Source organism: Mycoplasmopsis columbinasalis (assembly GCF_900660705.1).
Taxonomy (GTDB): domain Bacteria; phylum Bacillota_I; class Bacilli_A; order Mycoplasmatales; family Metamycoplasmataceae; genus Mycoplasmopsis; species Mycoplasmopsis columbinasalis.
On record NZ_LR215043.1, the window covers coordinates 134,461 to 150,526 of the forward strand.

A 16,066-nucleotide genomic window follows, 5' to 3' on the forward strand; every position below is an offset into this window, starting at 1 on the left:
CGTGACCTGATTTATTTATATTTTAATATATTATTGTATTTATCTTCGTTCAATTCGAGTACAAATCTAGTTAATAAATCACTTGCTGCTAACAAATCATTAACATCGCAAACACCAATTGGCGAACGCAAATAACGTTGCGGTAATGAGATGGTAATTACACTAGCTCCGCCCTTAGTGTATTGTAAAGCTGATGCGTCTGTGCCACCACCCATTGAAATAAATTTATAGTGTTTAATGTCGTGTTTGTTGGCAATTGTGCTTAAAAAATTAGCAAGTTTAGGATCCGCCATCATACCGCCATCCATCATTCTAAGCGCTACACCTTGCCCTAGTTTAGTTGTGCCTGCTGTAATATTGGGGGTGTCATGACTAACTGTTGTATCAAGTGCAATAGCAACGTCAGGCTCAATTAAATCTACCACAGTTTTGGCACCACGGGTGCCTACTTCTTCTTGTACGGTTCCAACTAAGTATAAGTCAACTGTTAATTCACTTGCAGCTATTGCGTTGGCCAACTCGACTAAAACACACAGACCAGCGCGGTTGTCCATTGCTTTGCCAGCAATTAGATGTGGTTGATGAGGAAATTTGACCGTTGACCCTGTTAAATAGATATAGTCGCCAATTTGAACACCAAGATCAAGCGCTTGTTGTTTAGATTCAAAACCAAAGTCAACATAAAGTTCTTTATTAGTTAAAGCCTTAGCTCGCGCTTCTAAACTCAAAACATGAACTGAAGTGTGACCAAAAACGCCTTCAATCCGTTGACCTGTAGAAGTCACTAAAACTGCTTTAGTGCCAATAACTACAGATGGTCACACACCACCGACTGACTCTACTCAAACAAAACCTTGTTCATCAATTGATCGTACTTGATAACCTACTTCATCCATATGTGCTGCAATTAGCACCTTTGGTGCATTCGCGTGGCGGCTTGGCTTGTGCAAAATAACTGAACCAAAGTTATCGTAACTAACTTCAAATGCATTGGCTGGTAGATTCTTGAGCAGCAATTGTGCTACAGCTTGTTCATTACGAGAAGGCGCTTCTGTTTCCAAAAATGCCACTAAACGATTTTTAAAATCTTCAATTCGATTTGTAACTGCCATTATTATTTCAACTTTCTTTGCGCAAACAGCGCCATAAATTCGAATAGTGTATCCACTAAAGCTCCTTGTGGTTTGCCGGCAATGTCGGCAGTGCCAGCAATATCACAATGAACAAAAGGAACATCACCTACAAATTCTTTTAGAAACATTGCTGCTTGATTTGCATCTTGACGTACTGTTTTTGACCAGTTTTTAAGGTCTGCAACATCACTTTCTGTGTTACCTTTGTGGAAATCAGCATGCATTGGCAATCTTCAGATCTTTTCGTGCCCGTCGTGAGCTGCTTTTGCAAAAAGTTCATAAACTTTATCATCAGTAGCATATACACCTGTGTAAACTGAACCGAAAATAGAAACCATTGTTCCAGTTAAAGTAGCCACATCAACAACAACTGAAGGATTGAGTTTAGACACAGCATAATGTAAACCGTCAGCTAACACAAGTCTTCCCTCTGCATCGGTGTCACTTACTTCAACAGTGTGTCCAGACATTGCAGTGTACACATTTTCAGGTAATGAAGCATCCCCATCTTGACGATTATCAGTAATCATCATTACAGCTGCCGCATTTTTTTTGATACCAGCTAAAGCTAAAGCTTTCACCGCGTAGGCTGCAATCACGCTACCAGACATATCGTATTTCATTCCTTCCATCTGGTAACCTTTAGTATTTACGCCACCTGTGTCAAAAGTAATGCCTTTACCAACAAGCACAACCTTGTCTTGACTTTCTGGTTTCGGTGTGTATTCAACCACGACCACTCTTGGTTCGAAAGTTGAACCGCGGTTCACTGAAAGCAATAGTCCCATCCCTAATTTTTCGATTTCAGCTTTGTTAAGAACTGTCACCTTTAGGTCAGGGATATTTTGAAAATCAGTTTCAATGTAAGCTGCTAGCTGTTCTGAATTACAAAAGTTTTCAGGCATAATTTGCAAGTTACGTGCACTATTGCGTGCTTCGGCGATAACTTTGTAACGATTAAAAACGTGTTCTCATTCTCTGGTTGGGAAAATTAAACTAATGTCTGGTTTTGCTTCAGGAGCTTTTTTCTTTTTATTAAAGAGTTGTGCTTCGTGAAAAATTAAGCGAGACACAAAAGCTTTCACTACATCACTCATTGGTAAAGTATCCGAAGCAAAAGAAGCAACATCAATTTGGTAAGCACGACCGGCAGTGACTAATTTAGTATCAATTCAGTTAATAAGATCGTCATAGGTTTGAAATTTTTTGTCCAAAAAAACCACAGCACTGTGACTTTCAAAAAAGTTAGTAATGTGTCCAGGTTTATGACTGGTAATAGTACAAAGTTTAGGTTCTTTTAAGTATTGGTAATATGCTTTTAAACGTATTTTTTCATCACGTTCAACTAAAAATTCTAATTTGCTTTTCATTTTTTCTTTCTACACTTCTGTCAAACAGAAAGTTGTGTTACGGGTCTATTTCATAGTAATATTGAGAAACATCTAACGAAGTTGCAGTATTTATAATTATAAAGATAAAACTAAAATTTATGCTTGAGAAGCATTGCAATTTCTTGGTCATAAATTTGCCCTGAATCGGGAATAGGTGTTTCCAAAATAATTGGAATGTTAGCAAAATCTGGGTCGTGCACAAACTTTGCAAGTGTTGCTAATTTAATTTTACCTTGGTCAATATTTTCGTGTCTATCTTTATGAGAATTTAATTCATTTTTCGAGTCATTTAAGTGAATAACTTTCACATTCTTTAATAGGTCATATTTCTTTAAAGTTTTTTTAAATTCTGAATAGTCTTTTAAATTATAGCCAGCATCCCACATATGACATGTGTCTAAACAAACTTGCACACGTTCATCATCAACTTTAGTTAACAAATATTTAATTTGGTCGAAATTAATTCCAATTTCTGTACCTTTGCCCGACATAGTTTCAATGCAAATAACCACATCTTTTGTTCGTTCAATTATCATTTTTAAACTAGCAGCCAAAGTATCTAAGGCTTGTTCGGGAGCAAAAGTTGTATAAGCGCCTGGATGCAAAACTAAATATTTTGCTCCGAATGTATTCATTCTCTCAATTTCTTCAACCAAAAAATCCACTGAATAAGCTTGTTTTAAAGGATTTGCTGGGTTAATAATATAAGGAGCATGCACTATAACATCAATTGGGGGTGTTTTTGCAGCAAAATTAGCTAAATACTCCTCTGTATTGTAAAGTGTGGGGCTTACTCGCTTATTGTTTTGCGGCGCTCCTAAAAAGATCATCATTGTGTTTGCGCCATTTTTAAGGCTATATTCTGCTGCACCAACTAAATATTTTGGTTTGGTAAAAGGCACGTGTGAGCCGAGTTTAATCATAATTATCCTTTACATAGTTTTAAGTTTATAGCTATAACATAGCATTATTTATAAAATGAATTTTAAAAATTAATCTATGCGTTCACTTAATTCACTCATTTTTTCATTCACTAATTCAGTGACACGAGCATTAATGAGGTCTTCAATTTGTTTAGATATTTCGTGAGTTTTTAGTTTAAATTCTCGATCCTGATCAAGTTTTTGTTCAGCCTTAGTTTTCTTTTTCTTTTTATTTGCTTGAATCACCGTCATTAAAGCACCAGCAAAAATACCTCCAGGTGCAGCAATAATCGCAATTCCAAGTATAGAAATAATTGGCACAATAATTTTGGCTGCAGCAGAATAAGGAGCAAAATCTCCATAACCAATTGTCGTTAAAGTAATTGATGTGAAGTAAAGCGAATCCCAATAATCTTGCACGATATTTTGGTGATCATTGTAGAATTCGTCGACAGAAGCATAACCTAATTTTCCATAATTATTTGTTGCAAAATTATTTTCTGTATAGTAAATCGTGAGCGCAACTAAAGCCACGAAAATAATGACAAATAAAATTGAATAAAAAATGATGTGTTTTTGATCTTTAAGTAATTTTGCACTACTTTTAAAAATAGCAAACATATTCAAAAGTAAAAAGAAACGTAAAAAGCGAATTACTTTCAAATTACCTAAAATTTCAATGAATCTAATTTTAGTCGTTGGACCAAGTCAAAGATTCACAACAACTAATGAAGGTAAGATTGATAAAAAACAAATTCAACAACTTGCTGTTAACAAAAATCTCAAAAAGCTTTTAAAATACGAACCTTTATATTTCGAGTCGCGCGTAGGAAATGTAATTCACCGAATTACAAAATCTGATAAAAAAACTAAAAAAGTTGTTAATTCGATTGCAATAGCAATTTTAATTGACGCTGCAGAGCGAATGTCTTGTTTAAGCAATAAAAAGGAAGTAAAAGAAAAAATAATAAAGAATGTAACAAAAACTGCATAAATATTGCGCGCCATTTTGATGAAAATTGCGTGTTTTTTCTTACGAATATTTAATTCTGAATCAGAAGTAACAATAATACCAATTTCACGTAAAGTTTCTCAAAAACGTTGTCTATGTTTTCTTTTGCGCGCTTCTTTAACTTCACTCATATAACCTCCTTTTTACAAATAAACCTATGCCATAGTAATAAATTTGAAGTTAATAATAAATAAAAAAGCGCCAGAAGACACTTTAATAAAAGTTGAAAAACATTTATTTATTAAGTGTTTCCCAATTTGTTTGTAATCATTCCGCAGCTTTTTGTGCTGTAAATTCAGAATTAGCCTGTTCAACTTGTTGAAAAATAGCTGCCATTATCATATAAATGTTTTCATCAGCTTCTTTGTCATTCAAAATCAATGAATTTCAGAAGTAAATACTTCATAAAGATTTTTTCACATACACAGATAATTGATTACATTTAGCAAAATTCTTAACCTTGCTGCTCGAAATTTCATAAAGATTTTTAATATTTGAAACGGTCGAATTACTTACTGATAAAGGATCTTTTAATTTGATTTCTAGAACTTCAATTTTTTCGTTTAAGCTTGTGTTTAGGCGTTCAAAGTCAAATGTATTCTCTATTTTAAGAGTATCTATTCTGCGCTTTTGTTTTAAGAAAACTCAAAGTCCAGCCAAAGGTATAACCACAATTGCAATTGCTGAAATTACTAGATAACTAAGTCAATTATCTTGTTTAATCGCATAACCAATTCATACTCCTCCAACAATTACTACTGCGATTAGTAAGGTCGATACAAAGAATCATAAGTTAACTTTTTTAGCATGAGTGATTGCAAATTTTGGCAATTTTGAATACTTTTTGAAAACATGAAACATTTTTTCAATTGCACCCATGTAGATGAAAAAAATAAGAATTGCAACAAGTAATGGAAACAATGAATAAATATTATTAGTACTAATGAGCGATGAAGTTGAATCTGTCTGTGTTGTCGTTGTGGTAGTATTGAACATTACTTTCATTATCACGCTCCTTCCTGGAAATAAAAATAAAGATAATTATACATTGTTAATTATGTTGTAGATTTCATCAAAAGCTTCGCAAACTAACTTTGCAAATTCATATTTGTTAAGGACAATATCAAATTTTTGGTTTAAAGCTAATTTTTCCACAATTAAAGTGTTTGTCAGAGCAACTACTTGTTCAGCTTGCGCATTAGTGAGTTGATTACCGTTTAGTTCTAAAAAACCAATTTCTTTGCCTTCATTAAAAAGTGGAAAACGCAAAATTTTATTTTTCGCAAAATTTAACTGGTTTTTGTGCACACCATAGTAATGTTTTTTGTAGTTGTCACGGAGTAATGCAGTAATTTTAACTTTGTCAAAGGTTGGTTGTGAATTGTACAATTTTACTCACTCATGGTTTACGTCATCATACGACGTTTCTTCTTCATCTAAAACATCTAAAGCGGCAGTAGGCAACATTGTCGTGTGAGCAATGTGATGCATTTGAAAAGTTGCTTCGCATTTTTGATTTTTATTTTCGTGTTTGATGTGAAAATTGTTTTCGACGTTGCGAAAATCCTTTGTGCGTAGTAAAGTAAAAGGCAAATAATCCAAATCTTGTTGTGCCACTTTAAAGTTATTGAAAACATAAATGTGATTTCAAGCACTTAAATTTAAGTTAAATTCACAGTATTGTTGGTTAAAAGTTGCGTTAGCAATAGTGTGAACTTTGGTCGCAAAATTTTCTATGTTGTTAGTAAAAAGAATTTCCTTATTGATTCTCTTAAGAAACTGTGTTACTAATCACTTGAGCTCATCAATAGTAAAGTCGGGATAAGAATTTAAGTCCAAAATGATTTTGCCGCGTTTGACATAGTTAGTTTCTTTAATAAATTGGTTTAAAAAACTAGCTAAAAAGTTTTCGTTGGCGGCTCAATCATAGCGTTGTCAGTAAATTGACAAGTTTGAGTTGAGAAAAATAATTTCAAACGAAATAAGGTCTTTAGCTTTGGCCGGGAGTTGGTTGATTTCCACAACCGTATCATTGTTAGCTTTTGTCTGTGGCTTGACGTGAGGTTGAGCGATCTTAACATAAAAATTTCGTTGCATTTTACTCCACTAATGTTTTAGATTCTAAATATTTATATATTATTAAGGAGAAACCTTAAATTTGTGTGAAAAAGTGGAAAAAAAGCTGAAAAAGCTCTTTTAGCTTGCAAATTCGGTAAAACTAAACAAAAAAACAACAAGTCTAGTTTGACTTGTTGTTACAAAGTTAAAAAGTAAAGTTTAAAAGTTTAAGAATAATGGTTAAAACACTAAAGTTTTAACAATTTTTAAAGTTAATTTAATTCAAATTGAAACCACAAAGTTAGGGCTTACTAACAAGTAATTTCTGTTTTGGTTAATTTGGAATTTAGAATAAGTTTAATAAGTTATTTACTAACAATTGTTCTAGTTGGGTTGACTATTTAACAATCTTAGTTACGTTACCGTAACCTACGGTGTGACCACCTTCACGAATTGAGAATTTAGTTCCTTCTTCAACCGCGATTGGGGCAATAAGTTTCACTGTAAGGTCAACGTTTTCACCTGGCATAACCATTTCACGACCAGCTTCAAATTCAATTCCACCGGTTACGTCAGTAGTACGGAAGTAGAATTGAGGTTTGTAGTTCTTAAAGAATGGAGTGTGACGTCCACCTTCTTCTTTGGTAAGAACATAAACTGCAGCTTGGAATTCGGTGTGAGGAATAATTGAGCCTGGTTTTGCAAGTACTTGACCGCGTTCAACACCTGTCTTTTCAATTCCACGAAGTAAAAGACCTGCGTTGTCACCAGCTTGCACTTCTTTAAGGTTCTTACGGAACATTTCCATACCTGTAACAACAGTTTTCTTAGTAGGTTTAAGTCCAACGATTTCAACTTCTTCGTTAAGAAGTAATCTACCACGTTCAACACGACCTGTTGCCACAGTACCACGACCTGTAATGGTGAAAACGTCTTCCACAGCCATTAAGAATGGTTTGTCGAATTCTTTCACTGGTGTTTCAATTCAGCCGTCTACTGCGTTCATAAGGTCTAAGATAGGTTGTTCTTCCTTACCATCGAGTGCAGCTTTAGCTGAACCACGAATAATAGGTGTGTTGTCACCGTCGTAACCGTATTTGCTAAGCAAGTCACGAATTTCCATTTCAACTAATTCAAGCATTTCCTCGTCGTCTTTGCTAAGCATATCTACTTTGTTCAAGAACACAACCATACGTGGCACACCAACTTGTTTTGAAAGTAAAATGTGTTCACGAGTTTGTGGCATTGGACCATCAGTAGCAGCAACAACTAAGATTGCACCATCCATTTGTGCCGCACCAGTAATCATGTTCTTAATGTAGTCGGCGTGGCCAGGACAGTCCACGTGTGCGTAGTGACGAGCTTCTGTTTCGTATTCGATGTGTGAAGTATTAATGGTAATACCACGTTCTTTTTCTTCAGGAGCGTTGTCGATTGACGCGTAATCACGAGCCTCAGCTAAACCTTTCTTTGACAAAATAGTTGCAATTGCAGCTGTTAAAGTGGTTTTACCGTGGTCAACGTGACCAATGGTACCAATGTTTACGTGTTCTTTACTACGATTAAAATCTAATTTAGCCATTTTTCTCCTTATATGTTAATTAAATTTGTTTTAGCGCTAAAACCAACCATAGTGTAGCCTTTCAACTACATCCTGTCCATTTTGATGTAACTAACGCGAGATTTATTCTTACATATATTATATATTAATAGTACTAGAGTATGTTTTGTCACCTAGGAATCAACTTTGGCACATAACTAAAACAATACTAGTTACAAATTTTATATGAAAAGTTAAATTTTAAATACAATATTTAGTAAGACACATCGTTTTGTGTTTAGCGCTATGAAATAGCTAGATTCAACAACTAGTTAAGTGGAAAAATTAAGCGGAAAGAAATGGCAAGTTGAATTTTGTTACGCGCTGCTAAAGTAGCAAGTGCTAAAACTAAGGTTTGCGCATTGGCGTCTAAGCTGTAATTAAGCTGTAATTTTGATGTTTAACTACCTTAACATCTTAAAGTTAGAAATTTATACTTAATATATAATATGTAACAAATTACCACGCAGAGGAGAAATATGTCAACAATTGATCGCGACCCTATTGTTAGTGAAGAAAGAATTGCAAAGAGACGCAAATTATTGGAACATTTACACGCAGAAAATTTAGCTGAATTAGCTAACCCCGCTTTAATTCGTGATGAAATTGAGCCTGAAGTAATTATTGGCGAATGTCAAGAACCAAATTGTTTGTTACAAAATAAAACTATCGACGCGAAGGAAGCAAAAACCAAAAAATGAATGAAATTGTTTTATATTGGCGTCACGATTTTGGCGATTGTTGCCTTATCACTAGTTGCTGTGTTTGTTGGTAACTTAGGAAAATAATGACTGAGACAAAAACAATTATTGTGTTACTAGCAATTTTGCTCACCATTGTCATTGTTGCGTTAGTAACGACACTTGCCTTCAAACTCAAAAGTTTTATTAATGCGCGAATTAAGCGCGATAAGTTTAGTCAACTAGGTAAAAGTAGTCAAATTCGGCTAATCAACCAACTCCGGGAAGCAGTTGAAGAACTCTCAAAAAACAAAGTTGGCGCTTTAATTACCATTGAAAATAATGACAACTTAGATCACTTGCGCACCGACGGTGTGATTCTCAATGCCAACATTAGTTCTTCGCTCTTGATTTCAATTTTCAACAAATACAGTCCTTTGCATGATGGCGCTGTAATTATTCGTGACAACAAAATTTACTATGCATCCACGTTTTACAAAATAACTAAAAAATCAATGGATAACCAATATGGAGCTCGGCACCGTGCCGCCATGGGAATTAGTGAGTTATGTGATGCTACGACTGTGATTGTGAGTGAAGAAACAGGTGATGTTAAATTTGTTAAAAACGGTACTTTTTACAATGTCAGACCTGAAAAATTCCAAGAACAACTGGTGAAATACCTAAAAGGTTAAGCTTTGCTTTATGCCGTTATTCAATTTTTTTACTAATTTTTACAAAGGATTCAAAATGAACGACCAAACTGAAAGTCAGCTTTTAGAACGTATTACTACTTGTGTCGAACAACGTAGTGTGCAAGGTGCGCGGGAATTAATTGACGAAACACCAAACGCTGTGATTGCCGAAGTAATGAATGAACTCAATTTAGAACAGCAACTTACTTTTTTGCGTTTACTCAAAACCGCTGACGCTGCTGAACTTTTTTCTTACCTTGATGATGAAGTGCAAAAAAATCTTGCGCAAAGTTTTAGCGAAGACTGAGGCATGAAATTATTGCAAAGCTTACAAAGTGATGAATTAGCTGATATTCTTGACGAATTACCAGCCAACGTCACAAGCAAAATTTTAGCTTATACACCACTTGATCGTCGCCAAGAACTTAATAAGTTATTGCAATATGGTGACGACCAAGTTGGTAGCATTATGAGCATTGATATTTCCAGTGTCTTTGAACAATACACCTGTGAACAAGCCTTAAACAAAATTAGACGGGACTACCAAAAGAAAGGTGCCGAACTTGTACACTACTATTATGTAGTTGATAGTTCAGCTAAATTGCTTGGTGTGCTCACCTTGGAAGAAATTTTATTTGCTGATCCAAACGCCAAAATCGCAGACATCTATTCGCCAGTAACTTCGGTAACTGCTTACGATAAAAAAGAGGATGCGGCCAAAATTTTTAGTGACCACGATATGAGTGTGTTACCAGTAACTAACAAAGAAAAGCGTCTCATTGGAATGATCACGAGTGATGATGTAATTGATGTAATTAACGAAGAAACCACTCACAATTTACATCACTTAGCTGGTATTACTAAAAATAAGTATGAAAGTGAATATCTCAAAACACCATGGTATCGCTTAACCAAAACTAGATTGCTATGAACTTTTGTTTCGTTGCTATTTGCCAGTTTGATTCACATTTTACTTGTTGTCTTGTCAAACAAACTTACGGGCGGATTAAGTTTACAGAGTTTATTTATTCTTGGCCTTGTTCCAACAACTATAATTCTAGCCACATTATTTGGCTTACAAACTAATAGTCAGGTTTCGCGGGCATTGAGTTTAGAAGAAGTCGATGTCCACACAGATTTTAAAAAAGTCATTGGTAAGGAAGTTTTGGTTGGTTTATTACTTGGTGTCTTTGTTTTCGTACTAAACTTTAGTTTCTTAGCTAGTTTACACGCTGCCTTTGGTAACTTCCAAATTTTCTTAACACAAACGATTCTTGCTTTGGCTGCACTTAGTGCACTAATTTTATTTGTAAGCGCGATCTTTGCTACTCTCTTAGGCGCCTTGATTCCTTTGGTTTTAGCAAAGAAAAACAAAGATCCTAACGCATGACCAGTTGTGCTAATTACTAACATTGTGAACTTGCTAATGACAGCACCAATGTTTTTTGTGTTACTTATTTAAAACCAAATCTGGAGCAGAAATGTGTATGCATTTCTGCTTTTTTATTCTTAATTACATTTAATAATTTCAAATTTAAATTAAAGTAAAATTGATATATGCAAAATTTAAGTCAATTTTCCAAACAAGAATTCTTCGCACAAAATGAAAATGCCGTTAAAACCCAAACACAAGAACAATTAACAAAATTACTTGACAACAAAACGAAGAAATGAGGACTCAAAATGCTCATTTGTCGTGTGGTGGCGTGAGTATTATTGACTGGTTTAGGTTTTGTTTTAGCCTTTTTCTTATTAGCAGTGGTAGAAAAGATTAAACCAGAGTTAGTTTCTTTTTACAAAGAAAATGTTAAAACTTACTTATGAGTTTTAGTTGTGATTTTATTTTCTTTATTAGTGCCATGGCTCATTACACTTAGTTTACTTAAAAAATATCGTACCTTAGTATTATTCAATTTTGATACTAAACCTTTATATGCTACTTTGTTTAGCGCCTTAAACATTAATTTTAACTATGAAAACACTTCTAAAACTAACGCAATTGGTTTTTTCAAAAACATCAATAACTTTCAAGAAATGGAAAACAATTATCATTTAACTAGTCGTTACCCTGTTCTGGAAGCACACGCTAATCCTTTCTTTTTCCTAAAAATGCAAAACTTGCATTACAAAGGCGAAACCTTTTCGCAATATTACGAAACTTCTTTTTTCAAAAGGTTATCTTATCTTTACCAACAAAGAACTACTGGCAAAGTTAGATTTACCAATTACAAAAAACAAATTGAACACGAACGCACTATTGATCGTTTCGGAATCGCACTTAAAATTAACACTTTAATACCTGACTTAAACCTTACTTTGTTTGACTTTAATAATTCACACACTCCAGACAACTTTGATGCTTTACAATTACCCGAAAGTTACAAAAACCTTTTAATTTGTGTGCCAAATACCTCTGCTTTCCCAACGTGAGCTTCTAACCCACAAATGTTAGCTAGTTTAAGCGAAAGCAAAAATAAGATTAATACACTCCGAATTAATTCGTTCGGACCACGCAGAAAAACAGCTAAGATCAATGATTTTGTCGTTCGAATTTTTGGCCAAGAAGTTTACATTTGATTTGATACTAAAGCACAACTTTTTGATTTACCACGCGTGCCAAAAACTTTTAGTATTAACAAGTGAACCAAAAAGATTAGTCGCAAAGTTTTAGAAGACTTTTTTGCTCTTTATACAATTCTAAACTTACTCACACCATTTGGTTTTTCTTACCCGGACACAAATCCACAAGTTAATCAAGCAGCACAACAACAAACTGCCTACACACAAGTGCAACCTCAAGTGCCACAACAAATTCAACACCAAGACGCATATCATTTGCAACCACAATACCAAAACAATTTTGACAGTCAACAACAATTTACAAACCAAGCTGTCACTTATCCTCAAGAACACAATGTTCAGCCTTCAGTTTCGCCAACGCAACTTCATCATAGTCACAAAACGCAAATGGCTTACTCTCAGCAACCTGTTTATGCACCACGCATAAATCCACAAACTAGAGTATCAAGAAACACTTCAAACCAGCAACAAACTTTTACCAACCAAACAGCAACTAACGAATTTGACGCAATGGAAATGACGGCTTCAAATTTAAAAGCACCACGCAACAACTGAGTGCAAACTTCGGCGCCAAACTACCCACCAAAAAACAACAAAAATCCAGCTAACACAAATGGGTTTCCGAACCAACAAAACCTCTCTGCTACACCGCCAGTAACCAATGTTTCTAAGTTTAATCTTGATGACCAAAGCGTTACTGCGCTAATGGATACTAATACTAACGAATTTTTCGATTTTGACGATAGTTTGTTCGATATCGACTTAAATACACGTGTTTTGGACGAAAAAACTGACTTTGAGACAAAGAAAAAATAGGGTTCCCTATTTTTTATTTTTTCAGTTACAAATCGAAAAATTATTAATTTAATTCTAGCTCCGACCAACATTTTTTAATTACTTTGTACACTGCGAAAGCGTGACAAATAATTAGATTGTGAAAAAACAATGAAAAAAACTAAAAACTATGCTATTAATATGTGAAAAAGTTTAATTTAAGCCTTTTCCCTTATAATACATATAGCTTTAATTTCCATTTATTTTATTTTAATCATAAATTAATAAACTGCATAATCAAGTGGCGATTAAGGTCAATTTTAAAACTTATATAAGTCTTAACTTAATTATTTGTAGGAGGATCTATGTTAGACGAAAAAGAGCTTAACAAAAACGCAGCTAGCGAACAAGCAGCTCCAGCCGTTGTTGGTCAATTATCAGTATCTAACGAACTCTTAGATTTTAGCGGTTTAGCAAAAAAATCTAGCAAGAAAAAAGAATGCTTGTTAGACGGAAAATGCGAGGACAACGAATTGACCCCTCGTGAAAGAGCAATTTTAGCTAGAAAGAAAAAATAAAAATGGCTGAAATTATTAACGTTAAACCTTTAGAAGCGAAAGAAGTGCCATTGGCACCAATTCGTAAAGCGATTGCAAAAAACTTAAAACACGCAATGGACTCAGTAGCATACTGTTCACTTGTGCAAAAAGTTAATGCAACCCCACTTTGAAATCACCGTAAAGCTGTACTTGCTAATGTGCAAGAAAAACACGGTGTAAAGTTAACATTCTTATCATGAATTATTAAAGCAATTACCATTGCACTTAGTGAATTTCCAATTTTTGCAGCAAAGGTAAACGAAGAAACAGGTAAGATTGTTTACCCAGATACTCTCAACATTGGTATCGCAGTTGACACACCATATGGTTTAGTAGTTCCAGTTATTAAAGGTGCTGAAAAATTAAGTATTGTTGAAATTCAACAAGAAATTGTGAGACTTGCTGGACTTGCACGTGACCGTAAGTTAAAAATGTCAGATATGCAAGGTGGATGCTACACCATTACTAATGTTGGTAGCGTTGGTGTACTTTGAGGTACACCAATTATGAACTACCCAGAAATTTCAATTACAGCTGTAGGCGCAATTCAAGACGAATTAGCACTTGTTGATGGTCAAGTTGTTGCTAACAAAGTAATGTACTTATCAATTGCTGCCGATCACCGTTGAGTTGATGGCGCAGATATGGGTCGTTTTAACGGCAGAGTTAAAGAATTATTAGAACAACCAGAATTGTTAGGAGAATTTTAAAGATGTTTAAGATGCAATTTACAGATATTGGTGAAGGTCTTCACGAAGGAACAGTAGCAGAAGTTCTTGTGAAAGAAGGCCAAAGTGTTAAGGAAGGTGACATTCTTTTCTCAGTAGAAACTGACAAGATGACATCAGAAATTCCTGCACCAGTATCAGGCGTTATTTCTAAGATTTTAATCAAAAACGGTGACCAAATTACCGTTGGTGATGAAATTTTCTACATTGAACAAAACGCATAATCACTTATATCTTTCATTCATCTAACCAGCCGCTTGGCTGGTTTTTTATATTTGTCCAATCTTTCTATGTTATAGCTTAATTTCAAAAATCTGTTTTTTAAAACCTTGTGCGTGCACTTTTTGCAAAAACGTTAAAAACAAGCAATTTTTGTAAATTTAGACTCGCAAAATACCATTTCAGCTTAAAATTAATTAAGACAGGGGTGCTGTTTTGATGACAAAACGGCTGAGATTATACCTATAGGCAGATCAAGGTAATGCTTGCACGGCCTTAATATTTAAACACAACAAAAATATCTCCCTGTTCACATCGAGAGGATATTTTTTTATATGAAAAGAAAATTAATTACAAAGGGGCTACTTAGTGTGAGCCCATTAATTGGTATTTTACCGTTAGCAGTTTCGTGTTCAACAAGCGAAATTAATTCAAATCCATCTGATTTCTTACCTGCTGAACTATCTAAAGCTCAAAAACAGGCTTTAAAGACACAGTGAGATAACGAAATTTCGATCGTAATTAAGTCTGCAAACGCTGGATTTGAAGGCAAAATTCAAACCGAATTTTTAAATAAACTTAACCAAAGGTTTAAACAATTTAAAAATGAATATAGTTTTACTAAAGATTTACCTGATGTAACTTTTAAAATTCAAACAGGTGTAGCAAAAGAAACTAACTGACAAAATATTAAAAATGACAACAAAAATAACGACATTGGTATCATTCAAATTGACAGAGTCCTTGCTGATTTTAAAAAGAATGAAACTGCCGATGAAATTATAGAAAACCTTGGTGCAAAATTAGTTGCCCAAACTGAAACCTTAAAATTCACTTGACAACTCGGTAATAATGATGATTACGTGGATGGTACAAGCAACGATCCTTTAATTAAAGCAGCTACAAAATACAATGAATTAGCTTTTAGGGAACACGGAGAATTTCCTTCCTGAACTGCTGATACTTCAACACCTGCCGGCAAAAAACTTGGTTGGGATGGTTCTAAATTTGCGGTCTTCTATAAAAGGGTTAATGAACCAGATAATTTGTTTGTTGGTTATCGAGGCGCAATTTACATTTCGGGAGACAAAGCTACGCGAGACAAAATTCAAAAAGCATGAAACGACAAAGATCTTGATGCTTTTCTTAGCTTCGGCATTTTGAGAGAAGGAACTAATTCCAATGCCGGTTTTAAACTTCCAGCAAAATTAATTCAAAAACACTTTAACAAAAGTTTTGCTGAAGTGGTAGAAATTTTAGTGAAAAACAAAAATGTTTTAGAAGTAGACAGTCCCGGTGCTGACTTAGGTAAAGAAAAAGGAAATAAAATTTACCACATTGCTTTTGCCTATGAAGGTGATACTAATTGATTGTTGCCAGAGTGAAACTTCTATACTCCTAAAAATTATGACCAAAAGCAAGCCAATAATTTCGAAAGTCAAACAAATGACGTAGTGAGAGTGCTTAGTTTTACTGGCGCATCATATTACGATACACTATTTGCGCGTCCAACTTTACACGATATTCAAATTGCTTTAATCGCTAAAGCGTTAGATTCTTTTTCAGTAGCAGAAAATACTTTTGGAATTTACACAGGTTTTAACAAAATAAGACCTATTGCCTATAGCGAATTCAAAACTTTCATTGAAAACCGTAAACTTCTTGGCTAGATTA

At 34.4% G+C, this 16,066-nt stretch carries 15 protein-coding genes; 8 read left to right on the forward strand and 7 right to left on the reverse strand.

Features of this window, described 5'->3' with window-relative positions:
- Positions 1-11: 11 nt before the first annotated feature.
- From EXC55_RS00425 to tuf, 7 genes are all read right to left on the reverse strand, one after another.
- Positions 12-1,112 carry a M42 family metallopeptidase gene (locus EXC55_RS00425; protein WP_129622730.1) on the reverse strand — a complete coding sequence of 367 codons (1,101 nt, stop codon included), beginning with the start codon at positions 1,110-1,112 and terminating at the stop codon, positions 12-14.
- Between the two features lie 2 nt (positions 1,113-1,114).
- Positions 1,115-2,503, reverse strand: coding sequence for a M17 family metallopeptidase (locus tag EXC55_RS00430; RefSeq protein ID WP_129622731.1), 1,389 nt, complete (start codon positions 2,501-2,503; stop codon positions 1,115-1,117).
- 110 nt (positions 2,504-2,613) lie between these two features.
- Positions 2,614-3,447 (reverse strand): deoxyribonuclease IV, encoded by an 834-nt coding sequence (locus EXC55_RS00435; RefSeq protein WP_129622732.1) that lies wholly within the window; start codon positions 3,445-3,447, stop codon positions 2,614-2,616.
- 69 nt (positions 3,448-3,516) lie between these two features.
- Positions 3,517-4,590 carry a potassium channel family protein gene (locus tag EXC55_RS00440; protein WP_129622733.1) on the reverse strand — a complete coding sequence of 358 codons (1,074 nt, stop codon included), beginning with the start codon at positions 4,588-4,590 and terminating at the stop codon, positions 3,517-3,519.
- 103 nt (positions 4,591-4,693) lie between these two features.
- Positions 4,694-5,464 (reverse strand): hypothetical protein, encoded by a 771-nt coding sequence (locus EXC55_RS00445; RefSeq protein ID WP_129622734.1) that lies wholly within the window; start codon positions 5,462-5,464, stop codon positions 4,694-4,696.
- A gap of 36 nt (positions 5,465-5,500) precedes the next feature.
- The gene (locus EXC55_RS00450) at positions 5,501-6,556 is read right to left on the reverse strand and encodes a hypothetical protein (protein ID WP_129622735.1); all 1,056 of its coding nucleotides are present in this window, start codon (positions 6,554-6,556) and stop codon (positions 5,501-5,503) included.
- Positions 6,557-6,914: 358 nt separating this feature from the next.
- Positions 6,915-8,099 (reverse strand): elongation factor Tu, encoded by a 1,185-nt coding sequence (gene tuf, locus EXC55_RS00455; RefSeq protein WP_129622736.1) that lies wholly within the window; start codon positions 8,097-8,099, stop codon positions 6,915-6,917.
- A 497-nt stretch (positions 8,100-8,596) separates the two neighbouring features.
- On the opposite strand from tuf, the gene EXC55_RS00460 reads away from it, so the two are divergent.
- The 8 genes from EXC55_RS00460 to cypl all read left to right on the forward strand — a co-directional run bounded on the left by EXC55_RS00460 (position 8,597) and on the right by cypl (position 16,062).
- Complete coding sequence (locus EXC55_RS00460; RefSeq protein ID WP_129622737.1) at positions 8,597-8,905, forward strand: hypothetical protein; 309 nt, start codon at positions 8,597-8,599, stop codon at positions 8,903-8,905.
- The gene (locus tag EXC55_RS00465) at positions 8,905-9,492 is read left to right on the forward strand and encodes a diadenylate cyclase (protein WP_129622738.1); all 588 of its coding nucleotides are present in this window, start codon (positions 8,905-8,907) and stop codon (positions 9,490-9,492) included. Before EXC55_RS00460 ends, EXC55_RS00465 begins: the two co-directional genes overlap by 1 nt.
- A gap of 55 nt (positions 9,493-9,547) precedes the next feature.
- A complete protein-coding gene (gene mgtE / locus EXC55_RS00470; protein ID WP_129622739.1) occupies positions 9,548-10,954 on the forward strand; it encodes a magnesium transporter in 1,407 nt (468 codons plus the stop codon).
- 95 nt (positions 10,955-11,049) lie between these two features.
- Positions 11,050-12,888, forward strand: coding sequence for an MAG2810 family protein (locus EXC55_RS00475; protein WP_129622740.1), 1,839 nt, complete (start codon positions 11,050-11,052; stop codon positions 12,886-12,888).
- A 323-nt stretch (positions 12,889-13,211) separates the two neighbouring features.
- A complete protein-coding gene (locus tag EXC55_RS00480; RefSeq protein WP_129622741.1) occupies positions 13,212-13,424 on the forward strand; it encodes a hypothetical protein in 213 nt (70 codons plus the stop codon).
- Positions 13,425-13,426: 2 nt separating this feature from the next.
- Positions 13,427-14,155 carry a 2-oxo acid dehydrogenase subunit E2 gene (locus EXC55_RS00485; protein ID WP_129622742.1) on the forward strand — a complete coding sequence of 243 codons (729 nt, stop codon included), beginning with the start codon at positions 13,427-13,429 and terminating at the stop codon, positions 14,153-14,155.
- 2 nt (positions 14,156-14,157) lie between these two features.
- Positions 14,158-14,397, forward strand: coding sequence for a biotin/lipoyl-containing protein (locus tag EXC55_RS00490; RefSeq protein ID WP_129622743.1), 240 nt, complete (start codon positions 14,158-14,160; stop codon positions 14,395-14,397).
- Between the two features lie 330 nt (positions 14,398-14,727).
- A complete protein-coding gene (gene cypl / locus EXC55_RS00495) occupies positions 14,728-16,062 on the forward strand; it encodes an ABC transporter thiamine pyrophosphate-binding lipoprotein p37/Cypl (protein WP_129622744.1) in 1,335 nt (444 codons plus the stop codon).
- Positions 16,063-16,066: the final 4 nt, after the last annotated feature.